This is a genomic window from Lysobacter sp. (assembly GCA_013141175.1).
In the GTDB taxonomy this organism is placed as follows: domain Bacteria; phylum Pseudomonadota; class Gammaproteobacteria; order Xanthomonadales; family Xanthomonadaceae; genus Lysobacter_I.
The window spans coordinates 1,005,578-1,024,151 of record JABFRN010000001.1; the positions used below are offsets into that span (position 1 = coordinate 1,005,578).

The 18,574-nt window shown below is 59.4% G+C and carries 15 protein-coding genes and 2 pseudogenes; 9 read left to right on the top strand and 8 right to left on the bottom strand.

Features of this window, described 5'->3' with window-relative positions; all coding sequences use genetic code 11:
• Positions 1 to 49 precede the first annotated feature (49 nt).
• From HOP03_04645 to HOP03_04660, 4 genes are all read right to left on the bottom strand, one after another.
• Positions 50 to 982: a hypothetical protein gene (locus HOP03_04645; protein ID NOT87454.1), complete on the bottom strand. Its 933-nt coding sequence runs from the start codon at positions 980 to 982 to the stop codon at positions 50 to 52.
• Between the two features lie 660 nt (positions 983 to 1,642).
• Positions 1,643 to 2,497, bottom strand: coding sequence for a CHAP domain-containing protein (locus HOP03_04650; protein ID NOT87455.1), 855 nt, complete (start codon positions 2,495 to 2,497; stop codon positions 1,643 to 1,645).
• 2 nt (positions 2,498 to 2,499) lie between these two features.
• A complete protein-coding gene (locus tag HOP03_04655; GenBank protein ID NOT87456.1) occupies positions 2,500 to 3,483 on the bottom strand; it encodes a hypothetical protein in 984 nt (327 codons plus the stop codon).
• Between the two features lie 260 nt (positions 3,484 to 3,743).
• Positions 3,744 to 4,133 carry an excalibur calcium-binding domain-containing protein gene (locus HOP03_04660; GenBank protein NOT87457.1) on the bottom strand — a complete coding sequence of 130 codons (390 nt, stop codon included), beginning with the start codon at positions 4,131 to 4,133 and terminating at the stop codon, positions 3,744 to 3,746.
• A gap of 190 nt (positions 4,134 to 4,323) precedes the next feature.
• On the opposite strand from HOP03_04660, the gene HOP03_04665 reads away from it, so the two are divergent.
• Positions 4,324 to 4,641 (top strand): hypothetical protein, encoded by a 318-nt coding sequence (locus HOP03_04665; protein NOT87458.1) that lies wholly within the window; start codon positions 4,324 to 4,326, stop codon positions 4,639 to 4,641.
• Between the two features lie 792 nt (positions 4,642 to 5,433).
• On the opposite strand, the gene HOP03_04670 is transcribed toward HOP03_04665, so the two are convergent.
• Entirely contained in the window at positions 5,434 to 6,072 is a 639-nt protein-coding gene (locus HOP03_04670) for a helix-turn-helix transcriptional regulator (protein NOT87459.1), read from the bottom strand.
• On the opposite strand from HOP03_04670, the gene HOP03_04675 reads away from it, so the two are divergent.
• The 6 genes and pseudogenes from HOP03_04675 (at position 6,038) to HOP03_04700 (ending at position 10,943) form a co-directional block, all read left to right on the top strand.
• Complete coding sequence (locus tag HOP03_04675) at positions 6,038 to 6,568, top strand: ATP-binding protein (GenBank protein NOT87460.1); 531 nt, start codon at positions 6,038 to 6,040, stop codon at positions 6,566 to 6,568. The genes HOP03_04670 and HOP03_04675 overlap by 35 nt on opposite strands.
• Before the next feature lie 184 nt (positions 6,569 to 6,752).
• Positions 6,753 to 7,604, top strand: coding sequence for a hypothetical protein (locus HOP03_04680; protein ID NOT87461.1), 852 nt, complete (start codon positions 6,753 to 6,755; stop codon positions 7,602 to 7,604).
• Between the two features lie 480 nt (positions 7,605 to 8,084).
• Positions 8,085 to 8,732, top strand: a complete 648-nt coding sequence (locus HOP03_04685) for a M23 family metallopeptidase (GenBank protein ID NOT87462.1) — start codon at positions 8,085 to 8,087, stop codon at positions 8,730 to 8,732.
• Between the two features lie 9 nt (positions 8,733 to 8,741).
• Positions 8,742 to 9,815: a hypothetical protein gene (locus HOP03_04690; GenBank protein NOT87463.1), complete on the top strand. Its 1,074-nt coding sequence runs from the start codon at positions 8,742 to 8,744 to the stop codon at positions 9,813 to 9,815.
• Positions 9,812 to 10,351 (top strand): hypothetical protein, encoded by a 540-nt coding sequence (locus HOP03_04695; protein NOT87464.1) that lies wholly within the window; start codon positions 9,812 to 9,814, stop codon positions 10,349 to 10,351. The genes HOP03_04690 and HOP03_04695 overlap by 4 nt, the downstream gene beginning before the upstream one ends.
• A gap of 242 nt (positions 10,352 to 10,593) precedes the next feature.
• Positions 10,594 to 10,943 (top strand): annotated as a pseudogene (locus HOP03_04700) (transposase).
• 123 nt (positions 10,944 to 11,066) lie between these two features.
• Here HOP03_04700 and HOP03_04705 read toward each other — a convergent pair.
• The 3 genes and pseudogenes from HOP03_04705 to HOP03_04715 all read right to left on the bottom strand — a co-directional run bounded on the left by HOP03_04705 (position 11,067) and on the right by HOP03_04715 (position 14,886).
• Positions 11,067 to 11,627, bottom strand: coding sequence for a hypothetical protein (locus tag HOP03_04705; protein NOT87465.1), 561 nt, complete (start codon positions 11,625 to 11,627; stop codon positions 11,067 to 11,069).
• A 15-nt stretch (positions 11,628 to 11,642) separates the two neighbouring features.
• A complete protein-coding gene (locus HOP03_04710) occupies positions 11,643 to 14,348 on the bottom strand; it encodes a hypothetical protein (GenBank protein NOT87466.1) in 2,706 nt (901 codons plus the stop codon).
• 230 nt (positions 14,349 to 14,578) lie between these two features.
• Positions 14,579 to 14,886 (bottom strand): annotated as a pseudogene (locus tag HOP03_04715) (excalibur calcium-binding domain-containing protein).
• A 739-nt stretch (positions 14,887 to 15,625) separates the two neighbouring features.
• Between HOP03_04715 and HOP03_04720 the strand changes: the two are divergent.
• The gene (locus tag HOP03_04720) at positions 15,626 to 16,177 is read left to right on the top strand and encodes a hypothetical protein (protein ID NOT87467.1); all 552 of its coding nucleotides are present in this window, start codon (positions 15,626 to 15,628) and stop codon (positions 16,175 to 16,177) included.
• A gap of 343 nt (positions 16,178 to 16,520) precedes the next feature.
• Entirely contained in the window at positions 16,521 to 18,476 is a 1,956-nt protein-coding gene (locus HOP03_04725) for a diguanylate cyclase (GenBank protein ID NOT87468.1), read from the top strand.
• The last annotated feature ends 98 nt before the right edge of the window (positions 18,477 to 18,574 follow it).

Below are 18,574 nucleotides of genomic sequence, written 5' to 3' on the forward strand. Positions count from 1 at the left end.
GCTCTGCCGTAGCGAAGCAAATGCAAAACAGTCGACTGGAGCGTCTAGATTAGCTCCCACCGCTTCGCTCCCGCGAAACTTCTCTGGCAGCAGCGCGGCCGACTCCTTGGGCAAGGACGTAACCACCGATGCCTCCAAGCAAGGTTCCTAAGGTAGTTTCCTTAAGAATGCCTGCCAATCCCAATGCCATGATAACGCTCAGCAGTATCATCACGGTTACGAATTGTATAACTTGCCCGGAAGTAACCCATTCCATTTGAATATTTTCGGAGAAGAGCTTTACGCAAAGTATCGCTCCAATACTGAATAGACCGATTACAGAAATAACAATCCACAGCGATCCGCTGAGCTGTTGCTGACTTGTTTTTTCATTTAGAAGTTGCTGAACATCCGCTTTTCTTGTCTGCAAGAGTTCAATCACCTTCTGAAGGTTGCCTCGAAGCGCCTCTCGTGCTCTTGCATCTTCCTCATATTTTTCTTTTACTGTGTCGAAGAAATTGATGATTGCTTCTTGTTTTGTATCGTCACCGATAAATGATTTAAGTGCTTCACAGGTATTTCCATTGGATGCCACCCCTCCATCCTCTCGCCGCCACGGATCGTCAGGTTCCAAGTCATGCATAAAAATTGTGTCCGATATTGCTCTGTACGAATCATTGAGCGACTTGCGGAGTCTAGTGAGAATATCTTTGGCGGCAATTTTGCAATCAATGGTTCTGAGCTCTGTGATCGCTGACGCAGCCTCCGCTTTGGCCTTATCGATGGCGTTTGAGTTATCTTTAGGCTTGATCGAAGCCAATGCTCGTCGATAAGTGGCGAGTTCGTCTTCGTATCGTGAATTTAAGTCGTAGAGAATGTTCAGATCGTCTGGAAGTGGCGTTTTATCTGAGCTTAGTTCCGATAATCGTGCTACAAGCTCGTCATTCGATGGAACACTTCTGAGTATCTGCGATTGAGTAAATCCTTCCAATGGCAAGATCATGAATATGACAAAAAAACTTAAGCCTCGTAAGTACATAACTAGATCCTCGATTAGGAAGCTGACGCTTACTCGACCCCACATTTGGGTTGGTATTGAGATGCTCGCTATTTCCCTGGTGCCCGTCAAAAGCGAAACCGCGAGAGGAACCAAACGGTTACATCGGCTTGCTCCGAGCAGCAGGGCATGAGGAAAAATGCTACGCCCGATGGAAAGGTTGACATCTGATACCGCCTCGCGTTTTGGAGCAAGACCGAGACACCAACTAACTCATCATCACCAAAGGCTGGGACACCCACTACTTCATAGGGCAATGCGCTGATCACGAGGATCCACAATGACGAAACCTGTCTGAGAAGTGGCTAGCGGCGTTTCGCGATTTTCTGAATTGTGGGCGTCCCAGTATCCAACCGGGCGTGCGACCCATCGAACAATCCATCGGGAAATTTGGCTCAGAGTAGGCTTTCCCTGCAGAACTAAAAAAAGACGACACTGACTCCTGTTTCGTGTGGTCTTTTTTGGCTCTGCTGGAAAAATCTGCTCTGGCCCTGTTTCCGTTTCCGTTTCCGTTTCTGAGATAATGGCGAGTGGGCTACCCAGCCAGCAACTGTAAATTTCTGTCTATTTGATTTTGATAGTGCATAAGTTATTCAAGTGGATCAATCAATCCTGAGAAAAACCTTCGTAATCTACAATGATCGTCTTATCATTTTTAATCCAGACTGCAGCATTGCTCATGCGAATGGCGCGGCCATGCTTCTTGTAGTTCCCACTAGAACAATGGACGACCTTGCGTACACCTGCCACGCCCGGGCCATCTACTTCTACAACGATACCAATGTGGCCTTCCTTACCGGATTGGTCGCCGTATACCAGCAGACTTCCCGGTCTAGCCTGCTCAACCGCGCTGAAAAATCCAGTCTGATGGATACCGTCCTTATAGACAGCAGTGGTTTCGAACCAGCCGCCATTTACTTTTACATAGAGTGGATGCGACACCTTGACGGAAATACGCAGGCACCAAGCCACAAAACTTGAACAGTCGGTACGCATGCCTGACTCAGGCCAACGCTCGGCGGCCAACTTCGGATTGACTTTATTCTGAAGCGTATAAACTGTTTCGGAATTAACAGCGGATAGTGCTCTGCCGACCAATGTCTCCCTGCTGAGGATGCCTGCATTAGGTTCGGACACTGATTCATTCATGGAACCCGCGAGCAAGGATTCGGCCGATGCCATCGGCACCAATGCGTCATGCATACGGTATGCCCTTACCTTCGTTTCCTTGCCGCCTACCAGCATCTTGCCAGACCAGCTTATCGTTGCATTTGCAGGCGCTGTTTCGTTCGCCGGTAATAGCAAAAGCTTGGGCGAAAGATTAGCAGAAGTAAATTCGATAACGTTCCAATCCTGCTTGATTTCACAGCCAACAAATGTGAATCCACCTACTTCGACCTGATAGATACGATTAGCGGCTTCCGCGAGTGGCAGATTACCCGGAAATTTCTGACTGGCCATGTTCAACTTCCTCCACAGGGCACGGTGAACCCTTGTTTCTTGAGTTGCTCGATGAGTGCTTCGTCAAATGCTTTGTCATCGTGGAATCGATGCTTTATTTTAATCTCTTCCACCAGATCACTCACGCTTGCAAGATTGACAGCCGAAGGATGGACGTTCCGATACGCTGCATAAAGTCTGGGTTGGTCAGTCTCTTTATGAGCTATCTTAATAGCTTCTAACACCATAGTCAGGCATTCACGCCTTTTCGTCTCCGCATCAGTTAGTGGGACATTCTCGCGAAGTTTGGCGAGTTCTGTGTTGCTCTCCTCGATCGAAGTTTGCGCGTTTGCGGATACAAAGGTCAGACCAGCCATCAAGCTTCCGGCCCTCTGGTAGGCCAACAAGTCTTCGTGCGCTAGCCCGATTGGGTAGAGATCAACACTTGCGCTCATTCCCCTGATGATTGGCACCAAAGCTTTCTTTCGATTCGCATCCATGGCAGCAATGAGCGCGGTGACGGTCTGTTCGAGAAAGGCCTCCTTGTTTATAACTTCGTCACTGCCGGTGATTAGCAGACTCGCTGCAGCGTAGTTGGCTTTTACACCAGATGAAGGTGTCAGTGAACTGGCTATGCCCAGCGCTAAAGTGGTGATCCCCGTTGCGATTCCCCAGCCAGCTTCGCTGCGTCTTAGCTCTCTCACGAACTCATGGTGGTTGTCGTTGATACAAGTCATCGCATTATTAATCCAAGCATTGCGCTCCTTCGTATCATGTGTATATCTGAGCGTCGCTTGGGTGTTGCATTCTGTTTGCAAAGTGAATTTATTAGCGTTCTCCGTGACCAGCGGTGGTTTCACGTCAGATTTTGGCATCCCTATCAGCGACTGACACCCACACAGCATGGCGACCAAACATAAAAGTACTGGTTGGAGCAATCTCATACCTTCAGTACCGCATCCTTGCTTGGCACTCCCTCTGAAAAATAGATCATTCATCGCTTTCAATTGCATTCTCCTTGGACAAGACCTTCGAGCACTCGAACCACGAATCAACCTTTAACAGGCTAATGAAGTACTGTTTGACACATGCAGAAATGCAATTTTATAAAATTGGGGTCAGAGTAGAAATTTAGCTGACAGGGTCAGATTCACTTCTCATATTCGTCAGAAACAAAAAAAATATATTTTCACTAGCTGTTCCATGGTCACGTAGCAGCAACCACATTCCGGTCTTTCTTTTCGCTCACAAAAGCATCACTCCCGCATCATTTTTGCCTCGGCTCGCACGCCACTCCATCACGATTCAGATGCGTCCCATATCCCGGCTCGCCACGTTTCACCGGCGCCGCACCCGCTGCACGCGCTGCGGCACAGTTCGCAAACACACTCGGATCCCGCGGCACGCGCAGAGGTGCGATCCGCGACGGCGCAAGACTGTTGGTCGACACAGCATCACTATGCGATGAAGCACCACCGCCACGATGACAGTGATAGCCACAGCGTTTGCGGTCGTGGTGGCAGTCTTCGGCGTTGAGTCCTCCGCCGTGAGCGGAGATATCGCCAATGAAGCGCAGTGCGATGGCGGTGAGCGCCATCGGTATCGAGACGCCGTCTAGCGATAAAGCCGATGCTTCTCCTGCGCCTTCCCTAGCCATCCGGCATTCCCCCTGTGAAATGCGCTCCAATGTTGATGATGAAGCGTGATCGAAGTCTCGTTGCCTGGCGATTTGGTTGTCAATTGTTGCCGTGAATCCGCTACCGCAGGGACGCAATGTGAATTTCGCTATCTGTGCCGGAAGCCCTTGTTTACTTATGTTTGATCAATCGCAAAGTTGAAATCGATCCATGGCTTCAATGCTCGGGTTGCATGCCCCCAATTGGCCCGCCGAGTTGCGCCCCGATGCCCAACCCGGCGAAGGCAGCGACGTGGTTCGCGCATGCGTGCCCCGTGCGCGCGAAGTCGCGCCGAACGCTGCAACGCGCCTCTCGATCAATCAGAAACGAATGCGGCGTTTCGGCTTAAAGGACTTAGGACACCCACTACTTCATTGGGCAATAGGATCGAGCGGCATGTTGGGATTCACCGAATTGTGGCTGTCCCGATCTCTGCACCACCACGAATATCACCGCCGGAACGCCAAACGCCGCATGCATCTGACATGATTCGCACATGGACCGGACGCCTCTCCTCGTTCTCTTCGCCATCGCCTGGCTGCTGCCGACGAAGCTCCACGCGCAGGGCGTCACGGCGACGCAGGCCCGGTCGGCGGCGGCAAGCCCGGGCCTTCTGTTCGACACACTGGCCAGCCGGTATGGCGTGCGCGGGGATGACGAAATGGCGGACGAGGCTGCTCATAAGGCCAGGATCATCGAACTGGCGCACGCGTTGCCTCCGAACGACCCGGTGCGCAGCGCGCGCCTCGATGCCTATCGCTGCGTCACCATAATGGATGGCGCCGACGCTTCGCTGGCGCGGGCCGAGACCGGGCTCGCCGGAGCGCTTGCGCAACGCGAACCTCTGGTGCGGATGGAATACCTGATGTGCAAGGCGTACGCGTTGTTCGACCAGGGCAACCGCACCGACTACATCGTGCCGGTGAACGAAGTGCTGCGACTCGCCGACCGCCGGCAGTATCCACGCCTGCGCTCCGGCGCGCTCTTTCTGCGCTCGTTCAACGAAAGCGACCAGGGCCGTTACGCGCAGGCGCTGACCACCCTGCGCGAAGTGTTGGCGCTGGATCGGACGCGCGAAGCGCCGAACGCGACGCTCCGCACCGAAGTCATGATCGCCAATACTTTCATTGATCTCGGCTTCAACGAGCGTGCGATCGCAGTCCTTCGCGTCCTCGAGAAGAACGCGCGCGCAGGAGGCCAATCGGGGCCCCTGCAAATGGTGTTGGAGCGCCTGGGCCAGGCCGAAGAGCAGTCGGGGCGCCTCGACGCCGCGCTTGCGAATTACCGCGAGGCGGCAGGGCTGGCGCGCTCGCAGGGCGGGCACGACAGCCATGCCTCCTTGATGCTTCGGATCGCCCATGTCCATGTGCTGACCGGTCGCCTGGACGACGCCAGAAGCGCGCGCGAGGAGGCCGATCGCTCGCTGTTCCGCAGCTGGTGAAACCGGGACACCCACAACTGAACCGTCCCGCCATTCTCGGAGGCTCCAACGCTAGCCTGCGTCTGAGCCCAAAAACACCTCCACCACCCTCCTATGGGCCTCCCTCGCGATCCTTGCACCGGCTCCCAACCGGCCCAGGTGCCGGGGTCGATGCGAAGGGAGCGGGCTGCTTGTCGCTTGGAGATGCCGAGCTCGCGGCGCTTCGCCACCAGTTGGCCGACGAGTGTTCCCTGATCGACCGGCTCCGGGTCATAGCCGAGGAACTCGACAAGGGCCGGGATGAACTGAATTGCCGGCTTCGTCTCCTCCGCCTCCCAATTGAGAACCGTCCAGGCGTTCACGCCGAGCTGGCGCGCCGCCTCTTCTTGGGTGATCGACAAAACGAGCCGGCGACGGCGTATGTGCTCGCCCAAGGTCTTGGGCTCGAAGCCCCTTTCCTTTTGAATCAGCGACTTACGGCGAATCCGCACAAATGGCAAAAAGGCAACGCCTCTCTGCCTTTGTGGCTGGGCTGGCGATCCCTCGGGAAGATGTCGCTGTCATCCTGAAGCGATCCTGCGTTATCGAGGAAAAATTTCAGGCCCGCTGCTCGAACGCATCGACCTGCATGTGGAAGTCCCGCGACTACCGCCGGCCGAACTGCGCCCCTATGCGCCGCCGGGCGAATCCAGTGATGTGGTTCGTGCACGTGTGATTCGTGCGCGCGAAGTCCAAAGACAACGCGCGGGACGCTGCAACGCGCACCTCGATCAATCGGAAACGAATGCGGTGTGTCGGCTCGCGCCGGATGATCAGGCGATGCTGGAGAACGCGATTGATCTGTTGCAGTTGTCGGCGCGTTCGATGCATCGCATTCTGCGGGTGGCTCGGACGATCGCTGATCTTGCGGGCAGCGATGTCATTCTGGGGCCTCACGTGGCGGAAGCCATCGGCTATCGGCGCAGCGAACGCGCCTCGTCCGGCCGCTCGGCCTGAGCACTGGCGGCCAAGCGGGCCGCCATGGCATTGTCGACGGTACCGATTCCCGGCGATTTCGTGCCGGAATCGAGAACCAACGCCCATTCCCTCATTCTAATCATTGCAGGTCCGTGCCGCGGCAAGATAGGTTCGCCAACGCTGCATGCTGAAGAGGATGTCCACACCCCACGGAGCGATCTCCGTGTCATTGCTCAAAAGGAGAGGAACGATGATCAAATCAAGGCTTGGCTTCATATCGACCATCGCGGCTTTGTTCGCCGCGCAGCATCTCTTCGCCGTCCCGGCACGCGCGGCGGCTCCTACCGGCTGCAGCACCTCGACGCAATGGGTGCAGGAAGGCAGCAATTACTATTACGGCCGCGGCAACGTGCAGTGCACCGGTGGCCGTTATACGATCAAGCTGCTCTGCCGCAACCAGCAAACGGGGGTCGGATACGTGGTGTATGGAGGCGCTGCCGTCAATGCGCCCGCCACTGCATCGACCACATGCAACACCGGGAACACGGCGGAGGGGGTGTTCGCTGTGGAGGATCCAAGGCCTGTGGGCGTGCTCACCGGCTGTACGCCTTGGGCTGAATGGATCAACTCGGGCGGGAATTACTATTACGGCCTGGGACGGGTCCAATGCGACACCGGGCGCTATAAGGTGTACATCCAATGCCGCAACGTTCAGACGGGCCAGGGATACATCGTCACCGGTGGTGCCGCGGTGAACGCGCCCAACACGACCACAACCAGTTGCAATACCGGCAATCGGGCCGAGTCCGTGTTCGCAGTAGCCGATCCAAGGCCGTCGGGAATGAGCGGCTGCGCCACCTGGCGTGAGTGGGTTCACCAGAGCGGCAGCTCCTACTTCGGACGTGGCAGCGCCCAGTGCGCGAGTGGCCGCTACCTCGTCAGGCTGAGCTGCCGGAATTTGCAAACAGGCGCCACTTACACCACGAACAGCACTGCCGTCTACGCGCCCACCACAGCCACCACCACCTGCTATTTCGGCAACGTCGTGGACGCCGTGCAAGCGATTGCGCAGTGAGAGTCCCAGGCGCCCCGGATTTTCGGGGCGCCTCTGTTATCGGCGCAGGGGAGTCCTCGATACAGACGTAGGGTGCATAAGTCGAAGGCGTCATGCACCATCGAACTCAACCGATGGCGGATTGTCCAAAGGAGGTGCACGCGGATTCAAATGATCGATGCAACACCCGGAAGGCTGCGTAGGCGGCAGATACGATGTTGATCGCGACATTTCGATCAGGCGCTGCGGGCTTTGGAGACCGCTTTGTGCGAAAAGCAAACGCCTGTCCCGTTTTTCGGGTTGTATTCCTCATGGTTTGATGTTATTGATTCCGCGAGCGTCATCAAGGATAGCGGCTGACGCCTCAAGGACAGCGAAACCTCGTCTGGTTTCGGCTTGGAATGCACCAAGGAACGCGCTGTATCTCGGGGGCAGTCATGACACGACTGACCTCCGTAGACGATTCGGCGCCATCTCGCGTTTTTACATGGAGGCAAAAACATGTCGCGATCGAACAGGAACCATTATCTGGCCGGCAGTAAAAAAAGATCCACCCTGACGAACTACAAGCGCGCGGTTGTCCCCCCCATCGTAACTTTGGTCTCCATTGCTTCCGCCAACGTGGCGCATGCGGAGACCGTGCACAACCTCCTGCGCAATGAAGTCATGCATCAAGGCAATATCAGGAACGGATATTGCCACGATTACACGTGTGTGCAGGGGTCCAACACGACCAATTACTGGTCGATCGACTTGTTCGATTCCGGCATGGCGGACTCCCCGATCTACGAAACGCAAGGAGGCATCGTTCAGAACGTGGATGGCTGTGGAACCGCTGTTCGGACCGGGAATGTGGCCAGCGGCGCCGGATACGGCAAGCTGTACTGCCACGGGAAAAACCGCCAGGTCAACAAAGACAACTATGTGGCTGCCGGTCAGGTGCTGATGAAAATGTCCAATTCCGGGACCACCAGCAAGCACGTCCACTATGAAATTCGGAAAATGTCCGATGTGAGGACATGGGGCAATAATTTTCAGGGATATTGCGCCAACTACAACCTGATCACCATCCGCGATCAAAATACGTTCGGCCTGCTGAAGGCGTGGAGCGAACCGGACAACACGTTCACCAGCAACTGCAGCTGGTAGTCGTCGAAGATGCCAGCTTGGCGGAACAAGACGACTGCCATCGGCATCGCGGTCGCGGTCGCGGCGCTGATCCTGATGCTTGGCCGTTCGGCGTGGAGCGTCATATCCCGCGATAGCGATCCGCCTGTCGTTGCAGTCGGGCAGGGCGACCCGCTCGATGGCGGGAATCCAACGCACGTCCAATCGCGCAAGGAAGCCGTTACCATAGCGACGGCTTCCGCGTTCTTCACAAAACGTCCAGGCGATGCGCTGAATCGATATCTCGGCGTCGTGCAGTCGGACGCATTGCATCAACGCATCAGCAGGAAGGTCGTTGATGAGCGGGCGAAATGCTATTCGGAAAACGGGCTGACGCCTCCCGCGGAAGACTCGATGGACGAACCGAGAAGCCAAACCGCCAGTCTGAAGGGGAATGACATCGCGGCGTTTCGAAGCAAGTATGGGTTCGGTGTGGTCGAGGAGTATCTGGAATCGTTGGAGGCGACTGGAAAGGCCTCGGCAGCGCCAGCAAGACCGCCGACCCTTACGAAAGAACAAGCCGCCAAGGCGGAAGATGTCGCTTCGAAATGCGCCGTGCGCACAGCCAGCGTCATCAACGACAATCTCGCGCCTGCGGACATGCATGCGCGCACGAGCGCGCTGATGAGGGAGTATGGCGAATCGAAGGCCTATCGGGATTTGAACGAATCATGGGGAGCGTGCATGGCTTTGGCCGGGTATCGGACGCGATATGGCCCCTACGAATCACGCGCGATGGCGGAAGATTTCCTGCAGAAACATCTGCAAGAAGCTCTGATGCAATCATTCGAGCGAAGGGGATTGAGCGAAGCGGAGAAGGAGGCGCTCAGCGAGTCGACCAACGAATCCTTCCAGGAAATTCCGGAAAACGTTCGGACGGAGCTTCGCACTCTGGAGATGAGGATCTACGCCGCAGATGCGCGGTGCCTTTCCTCGTCGGGAGCTGGCGATTGGATGTCGAATGCCGAGAACGAAATCATGCGGACGCTGCGGCAGGAATTCCCGTCGTTTTCCGGGGTGAATGTCGGATCGGAACCGGCCCAGGGAGCTCGTAAAACACAATGAAGATCGAACTCAAACCCGTTCGGCCGGCTGACGTCGATATGCTATACCAGTGGTTCACCGCGATCGAGAACGCGCGTGTTTGGCGGTATCGAGGCGCGACTCCGGACCCGGAAGCTTTCGGGACGCATTTGTGGGCAGGCACGCTTGCCCACTTTCTGTGCATTCCCGAATCCTCTCAAGTCCCGGTGTGCTACGTTTCCATCTACGATGCCAACTTGGCGAGCGGCCACGCGAAGATGGCATGCATTGCGTCGCCACAGCATAAAAAGACCGGCGCGAGCACGTACGGATTCATTGCGGGCGCGAGCTATGCATTCAAGCATTGGCCGTTCGAGCGCATTCTATTGGAATGCAATACGTACAGCGTGGAGCGGTTCGCCTCCGGGATCAGTCGAGGCTTTCTCCACGAGATCGCCAGGATCCCTCGTTACGAAAGGTTCGCCATGAACGACTGGGCGGATCTCATCTGGCTGGAGTATCGACGGGAAGTTCACGAAAAGAATGCCGAAACGGGTTATCTGGGCGCTTGGAAATAGCCTGCGACTCTTGATGCGTGAAAACAGGAAAGCAGGGGGCGGAGTGAGCCACCCCTGATTTCTCGGACACCCAAAAGCGAGGACAATCCTCGTATGGAGGTGTTCGATGCAGTGGTGGTGGCGCGGGGAAAACCGGGGTCAGTGTGGACTTTCCCGACAACGCGTAGCGGCCCAGCCCGACAGACCGGCTCACGACGCAGCATCAGCATGACGGGCACTTCTTCCCTGTGCTCATTCACGCCATGCCACGCCCGACCAGACTTGATGTGCCCGGAGTGCCGCAGCACGTCATCCAGCGCGGCAACGATCGCCAGCCTTGCTTCTTCGCCGACGCCGCCTCCGCTATCGCAACGATCTGCGTGAGATCGCCATGCCTGAAGGCTGCGCGGTGCGTGCCTATGTGCTGATGACCAACCATGTCCACCTGCTTGTCGCGCCGATGACGGAGGGCGCGACCGGCCGGGTGATGCAATCGCCGGGCCGGCGTTACGTGCGCTACATCAATGACCGATACCGCCGGACCGGCACGCTCTGGGAGGGCCGCTACAAGGCCTGTCTGGTCGAAAACGGCGACCACCTGATGCAGTGCCATCGTTCTGGTCCCCGCAAGATCGGCAGGCTGAAGAAGTCGGATGAAACGCAGGGCAACCGGGAAAGGCCACGCTGACCCTAGTTTTGGCTGGGTCGGCATCGACCCGCGCCCATCGGCGTCGAGCTAGGACTTCGATTTCCTGCGCAGGGGTGGCCGCTGGCCGCGCAGCACCCGGCGCAGCGCTTCGGCCGTCACCGTTCCCTTGGAGGCGAGCGCCGCTTCGATAGCCATCAGCGACATCGCCGTCTCAGCCAGGAGGATGCGCGCGGACTTGACCTCGTCCGGAAGTGGCTCGTTGGCAAGCATCGGTCGCAGGATGCGGACGGCCCGATCGACCGACATTCTCTTCACTTCATCTTGCCCATCCTCGGACAGCACTGCGCCCGTAACTTGCTCAAGCGATGACTGGAACGTCACTTCCAAGTAGCGACTCAGCAACGGCGCGACCATCTCGTCGATGGCCGCCTCACTGGATTCCATTCCCATATTGCAGGAGCCGAAGTGCACATCGATCGCGGTCGTCGAACCCTTGGATGTCCGCACGAAGCACACGGGGTCCCCTTCGCGCGGCGTCAATCCATTCACAACTTCACTCGAGTACCGCACCTGCGGTGGGCCGCCCTGGGGGTTGATGAAGCCGCCGGCGGCCGTGGGTTGGCCGGCGATCGTGCCGTTTTCACGCATGGTCCTGTCCTCCTGTTATGGGCTGCAGTCGAGGCGAACGACATGGATCGCCCGGCTGGCGACCTCTTTGTCGCCCACGAAGAACACCAGATTGGCGTAGTCGCTGCCGATCTGCTTGAGATCGTTCCGGGTGAAGGTCGCTGCCCGTTTTTTCGCGGTGCCGGGCGTCAGTGTGCCGGCCACATTGCCGAACCTGACGGCGGTGATCTTGTCCAGATTGATGCCGGTGAACTCGATCGAAGGCGACGCGCAGATGTTCACCGGCACCGGCCCGAGGACCGAGGCCAGCACGGGGGCGTTCGGATCCGGCTTTTCCCCGCAGCCTTTCTCGTCGAAACCGTCGATCAGCAAGCGCTGGGAGGCATGGGCCACGCCGTAGGGCGTGAGCACCTGCACATCCACCTCGTTGCCGAAGAAATTCGTGTTCTGTGGGATGTCGACGAGGATGCCACCCATGTCCGGCAGCACCGAAATCGCACTGCCGCCGATTTTCGTCCCGCCCAGCACGATCTCGGTCGCGCGCCACAGGTTTTCGCCTTCCACCACCAGCGTGCCGGCGGCGCATGCCTTGATCGCGGCCGGGTGGATGGACCTGACCGAAGCGAAGCGCTGACCGGCCGGCCCCGCGGCGAGCCGCGTGGTCAGCGCCGCGAATTCCGCGCTCGACGGACGCAGATCGATTTCGATGATGCGCTTGCTGTCTTGGTTGAAATTCCACAGATCGCTGTTGAAGTTTTTCGAACGCCAATCGGGCGACCAGGCGGTGCGCACCTCGATCTGCAGCTTCGTGCGCCACCCGGTCACGGCCAAGTCGGCCGACAGATCGTGGACGCTGTAACCCTGCGCCAGTTCGAGCGTCCCTTTCGCGGGATGCACGCTGATGCGCGGGCCGAGGATCCATCCGAAATGCAGGTTTCCTGCAGTTCCTTTCGGATTTTCCTCTTGAGCCGCCTGTTGACCCGGCGTCTGTTGGACGTTTTTTTCTTGCTTCGGATTCTGGTGCCAACTTCCCCCGGTCTGTGCGAACCCGACCACCAGCGGCAGACGTTCGAGAGTGTCGACCTTCCCGGTGGCGCTGCGGGAATAATCCAGGCCCGCCTTGACGGCCGCCCCGCTGTTCGGCGCTTTGGCGGCGACCGCCATGGCCAGGCTGAAGGCCTCCGCGGCGCGTGCAGCCGTCGAGACCTGCTGCACCTGCTGGCGCGGCCCGATATCGTACACACGCACTTTGTTCTCTCCAGTGACGACTTTTCTGAACTCGTCCGGCACCACCACTTCCAGCGTCATCGACGACAGCGAATCATCGGAGCCGCATCCCACTTCGGCGAGCCGCTTCAGCACGTTGTCCGCTCTGAAGCTGGCGGTCTGCAGCCGCTTCATGGAGTCTTCGAGCGCTTGCCTTTGCCTGCCATCGATCCGCGCGCTGGCGATGCGTCGAAGCACTTGATTCAGATGCGGCATCGCGGAGCGCACCGCGATCGCGGCGTTCAGAAGATTCTGCGCGGCGGAAGGCGTATTCCTTTTCCCATCGGCGAACTGCAACTGACATCGTTGCGCATCGATCACCGATTGGACTCTGCTGCCGTTGCCAAAAGCCTGCACGGTCGCATTGCTGTAATCCACGTTCGACAGCAGAAAACCGTCGATATCCTGTGCCAGGACAGTGGTGATCCGGTGGTCGTTGCCCCGCAGCGATCCACCATATGCCTCCAGCGCCGGCACCGCGACGACGATGCGCCCACCCGGGCATGTATCCGAGTGACTGGACCGCAGGCCCTCAGCGCATCCAACCTCTTTCTTCTTCCACGATCCGCTACCGTCGTCGTAACTCACCACGACGGTATCGAACAGCTTCCCGCCGATCGCCAATGCCTGAGCTTCGAATCGCGCCAGGTCGGCAGCGTTCGATTCGATCAGGATCTTGTTGACGTGATCGAGCCACCGGCCGTAAAGGTCCTTGATTTCGTCTTCTTCTGGTCCCTTCGACACCGGCCGCATCTCGACAATCCCGGCCGTCCGCAGGTATTTATCCGGCGGCGGCAGCGTGGAGACCTGGAAGCTCAACCGATACAGCGCCGCGCCGTCCAGATCGTGCAGCTCGTCCAGGCTGGCGGCATTGCGCGCCGAGGTCAGAAGCTGGCGATATGCAGCGCGGTCGCGGAACTGGTCGATGGGGTTGCCTGCCAGGCCCACGCCGGCGAGGGGCTTGAAGTCCGTGCCCAAGCGGGTCGCCAGCGCTGACTGCAGTTTTTCCATTCGCGCGGCGAGCTCGGCGGTGTCCGCGGGCGTCAGCGCGGGTGGAGCGGTGGCGCCGGATACGGTTCCCACCTGTCCTAGGTTGTCGTTGGAGGGGGCCGCCTGGGTCGCGAGGCCTTCCCGGAAGAGTGCGGCATCGCGGTGCAGTTGGTCCATTTGCAATTGCAATTGCAACACCTGGATGTCGTGCCGGATGCGATCGGTTTCGCTATTGTCCTGGTAGGTTTTTCCGGCGGCGGGATCGACGCTGAGGCCGCCGTTCAGCGCGAGGGCGCGGATGACCTCGATCTCGCGATTCGCTTCGGGGCCGATGGTGAAGCCTTCCTTCTCGCTGGCCATCATCAGCGCGTCTATATAGGCCTCTTCGCGTCGACGTTCATTGATAAGCGCTTCGCGCCGGTACAGCTTGGCGTCGGACACGGCGATCGTGCCCGGGATCTGGTCCGGCCGGTGGTCGATGTCCAACCGTCCGCCGTATGGCGTTGCACACCCGGCCAGTAAAGTAACCAACAACGAAAGCGACACAACGTGCCTCGACATCGCGAATCCCCTTTCGTTTCCCATGCCAGATCCGGGTCCCGGCTCGTCGGCGCATCGCCTGTCAACGCTGCCGCAGAGCCACCTCTCATGCATCATCCCCTTGCGCGTGCGCGGTTCCGGCGTCGCTTCGCGCTCACGCCGGCATCACTCCCGCATCATCTCCGCGGCTCACACCCCACCCCATCCCCATCTCGATCCAGATGCCGACCATATCCCGGCTCGCCACGTCTCACCGGCGCAGCGCCCGCTGCACGCGCTGCGGCACAATTCGCAAACACGCCCGTATCCGCGACGGGGCAAGACGGTTGGTCGGTTGAGCATCACCGCGTGATGAAGCAACACCACCACGATGGCAGTGATAGCCACTGCGTTTGCGGTCGTGGTGGCAACCTTCGGCGTTGAGTCCTCCTCCGTGAGCGGAGACATCGCTGGCGAAGCATAGTGCGATGGCGGAGAGCGCCATCGGCATCGAGACGCCGTCGGGCGATAAAGCCGATGCTTCCCCTGCGCCAGCCTTGGCCATCCAGCATTCCCCCTGTGGAATGTATTTCGGCTTCAATGATGAAGCGCGATCGAAGTCTCATTGCTTGGCGATTTGCTTGTCAATCCTTGTCGCGAATCCGCTACCGCCAGGGCGCAATGTGAATCGCGTTATCTGTGCCGAAAGCCATTGTTTGCATATGTTCGATCAATCGCAAAGCCAACATCAACTCACCCTATCAACGCTTCGGATTCGTGCCGAGCGATAACACGGCGTAGTGCTGCCAAGTCATCCTGTTGCGAAAAACAGTGAGCGTGAGAGCGAAACTTCTCAGGGAAGATACCGGCAACCAAAGACAAGGACACCCACATCGGGCTACGTCCACGATTCCACTGGCAATGCGACGATCGCTAGAAACCACAGCGACGAAACCTGTCTGAGAAGAGGCAGGCGGCCTACCGGGATTTTCTGAATCATGGGTGTTCCGGACACGGCGGGCACGTAGCAATTGTGGGTATCCCGTTCTCGAGACTTGGCGCAGTCGTCCCTGCACGAAGCTTGGCGGCTTTTCCCTTCGATTCACGACTCTTGAATCAAGCGCGCTTTCAGCACGAAGGCGCGCCCTTGCATCGGTCCACAGACCGGATCGATGCGACCAGACGTGCGGGGTCTCCGCGCACGCATTTCCCCTGCCCGATACACAACCCTTGAGGACAATGTCATGAATATACAAACACGCCGGCCATGCGCCCTGCTGCTGGCGCTCGGCCTGATGGTTTCGCCGCTGGTCAGTGCGGACGATATCAACGTCGCTGTCGAAACCGGTGCTGCGCCCGTGCCGCTCGGGCCAGCGGACGTCGAGTTCATCGCCAAAACCATCACCACGACCGGGCCGCGCACGCTGGTCATCCACTATTTCGCCGAATGCCAGGTGCCGGTGGGACATGTCGAATACGACATCGTCGTGAACAAGGGCATCGTGGCCGCGACTGCGCGGCAGGTGGCACCCACGCACGACAATCTGAGCGCACTGTGTTCCAACGATAACGGGGCGTCCGCGTTCCGGGCAGCGACCGTCGGCACGGTGGTGGCCTGCACCGTCTCATCCGCCGCCAACTACACGGTGAAAGTGCGCGGCCAGGTCATTGGATTCGGCGCTATCGGCCCTGCCACGATCGACGATCAGTCGCTGGTGATCGAAGAGCGCAGCTTCTCCAGTGGCGTGGCGCCCTGTGTCAACGAACTACCGGGAGATCTGCTGCCGGCAGCGTAGTCGTCCTGTTCGCCGCAGTCACGACTGCGGGGGTTTGCCCGACACATCTTTCGGGCAAACCGCTGTCTGCAAATCCGTGCGTCACTGGACAAGCGCAGGGTGGAAACACCGGAGGTAAAAGACTTGGCAAAAGACTTGGGACACCCATTACTTGATTGGGCAATGGGACCGGCGGCACCCCGATTCCATTGGGAAACGCGCTGAACACAGGAAGCCACAGTGGCGAAGCCTGTCTGAGAAGAAGCGAGCAGCATGTCGGGATTCCCCGAATTATGGGTGTCCCGATCTCTGCGAATATCGCCGCTGGAACGCCAAACGCCACTGCATCTGACATGATTCGCGCATGGACCGGACGCCTCTCCTCGTTCTCTTCGCCATCGCTTGGCTGCTGCCGACGACGCTTCACGCGCAGGACGCCACGGCCCCGGCGACGCAGGCCCGGTCGGCGGCGGCAAGCCCGGGCCTTCTGTTCGACACGCTGGCGAGCCGGTATGGCGTGCGTGGGGACGACGAAATCGCGGACGAGGCCGCTCAAAAGGCCAGGATCGTCGAACTGACGCACGCGCTGCCCCCGAACGACCCGGTGCGCAGCGCGCGCCTCGATGCCTATCGCTGCATCACGCTGCTGGACGGCCCCGACGCTTCGCTGTCGCGCGCCGAGACCGGACTCGCCGGACGGCCCGCGCAGCGCGAGCCTCTGGTGCGGATGGAATACCTGATGTGCAAGGCGTACGCGTTGTTCGACCAGGGCAACCGCACCGACTACATCGTGCCGGTGAACGAAGTGCTGCGACTCGCCGACCGCCGGCGGTATCCACGCCTGCGCTCCGGCGCGCTCTTTCTGCGCTCGTTCAACGAAAGCGACCAGGGCCGTTACGCGCAGGCGCTGACCACCCTGCGCGAGGTGCTGGCGCTGGATCGGACGCGCGAAGCGCCGAACGCGACGCTCCGCACCGAAGTCATGATCGCCAATACTTTCATTGATCTCGGCTTCAACGAGCGTGCGATCGCAGTCCTTCGCGCCCTCGAGAAGAACGCGCGCGCAGGAGGCCAATCGGGGCCCCTGCAAATGGTGTTGGAGCGCCTGGGCCAGGCCGAAGAGCAGTCGGGGCGCCTCGACGCCGCGCTTGCGAATTACCGCGAGGCGGCAGGGCTGGCGCGCTCGCAGGGCGGGCACGACAGCCATGCCTCCTTGATGCTTCGGATCGCCCATGTCCATGTGCTGGCCGGTCGCCTGGACGACGCCAGAAGCGCGCGCGAGGAGGCCGATCGCTCGCTGTTCCGCAGCGGGTCGACCGAGGCCATGCGCGCGCGGCGCGGCTACCTCGACGCGCGCATCGCACTCGAGTCCGGCGATGCCGGTCGCGCCGCCCTGCTGCTGCCGGACGTGATGCAGCGCCTTCGCGACGACGACCAGCCGCAACCCCTGGTCGACGCGCTCGACGTGCAGGCGCGCGCCTATCGCGAACTCGGCCAGTGGCGCGCGGCGCTGGACGCGCGCGAGGAGCAGATCCGGTTGCGCACCCAGCTCGACCAGCGCATGCAGCGCGAGCAGGCGCGCGTGCTCGCCGCCGAGCTGGCGTTGAGCCGGGAAACCGCCGACAAGCTGCGCTTGTTGCGGCAAACGGACGCGCAGCGGCTCCAGTTGCAGGCCGCGAAGCGCGAGCAGCGCCTGCGACTGATCGCGATCGTGCTGCTGGCCTTGCTGCTCGGCGCCGTGGCGGGCCTGCTGCTGCTGACCCGCCATCGGCTGCGTGGCGCGCGCTATGACGCGATGACCGACAGCCTGACCGGCGTCGTCTCGCGGCGCTATCTGCTGGACCATCTGGCGCGCATGTTGTCCGACCGGCACGGCGCCGCTCTCCCGCTGTCGGTGCTGGCCATCGACATCGACCACTTCAAACAGATCAACGACCGCTTCGGTCACGCCGTGGGCGACGAAGCCCTGCGACGCGTGACCGAGGCCTGCCGGCGTGCATTGCGTGAAACCGACGAGTTCGGTCGCTTGGGCGGCGAGGAGTTCCTGGCCGTGCTGCGACGAACCTCGCTCGCTCACGCCGAACACCTCGGAAAGCGGTTATGCGAGGTCGTCGCGGCCTTGACGATGGACGACGTGACGCCCGGCCTGCGCGTTACCATCAGCATTGGCGTGGCCGAAGCAGCCGTGAACGATGAGGGCGCTGACAAGTTGCTGCTTCGCGCCGACGCCGCGCTTTACGAAGCCAAGAACAGCGGTCGCAACTGCGTCCGGGTCGCGCCAGAGAATCAGGCGGGTTTTCGCGCTACGCGCGGCGGTTGACGCAATCGAAGTCCAGCTCGCCACAGCACACTGCGTAGCGTGCGTTCCGAAACCGCACGATCCCCAAGCCTTGGCCTGCCATCTTGGAACTTGCGAGG

What these genes read in the sequence shown, in the direction of transcription:
- HOP03_04695 (NOT87464.1), top strand. Translation starts at nt 9,812, where the DNA reads ATGAAGATCGAACTCAAACCCGTTCGGCCGGCTGACGTCGATATGCTA.
- HOP03_04690 (NOT87463.1), top strand. Translation starts at nt 8,742, where the DNA reads ATGCCAGCTTGGCGGAACAAGACGACTGCCATCGGCATCGCGGTCGCG.
- HOP03_04705 (NOT87465.1), bottom strand. Translation starts at nt 11,627, where the DNA reads ATGCGTGAAAACGGCACGATCGCCGGCCAACCCACGGCCGCCGGCGGC.
- HOP03_04685 (NOT87462.1), top strand. Translation starts at nt 8,085, where the DNA reads ATGTCGCGATCGAACAGGAACCATTATCTGGCCGGCAGTAAAAAAAGA.
- HOP03_04665 (NOT87458.1), top strand. Translation starts at nt 4,324, where the DNA reads ATGGCTTCAATGCTCGGGTTGCATGCCCCCAATTGGCCCGCCGAGTTG.
- HOP03_04645 (NOT87454.1), bottom strand. Translation starts at nt 982, where the DNA reads ATGATCTTGCCATTGGAAGGATTTACTCAATCGCAGATACTCAGAAGT.
- HOP03_04725 (NOT87468.1), top strand. Translation starts at nt 16,521, where the DNA reads ATGGACCGGACGCCTCTCCTCGTTCTCTTCGCCATCGCTTGGCTGCTG.
- HOP03_04660 (NOT87457.1), bottom strand. Translation starts at nt 4,133, where the DNA reads ATGGCTAGGGAAGGCGCAGGAGAAGCATCGGCTTTATCGCTAGACGGC.
- HOP03_04720 (NOT87467.1), top strand. Translation starts at nt 15,626, where the DNA reads ATGAATATACAAACACGCCGGCCATGCGCCCTGCTGCTGGCGCTCGGC.
- HOP03_04650 (NOT87455.1), bottom strand. Translation starts at nt 2,497, where the DNA reads ATGGCCAGTCAGAAATTTCCGGGTAATCTGCCACTCGCGGAAGCCGCT.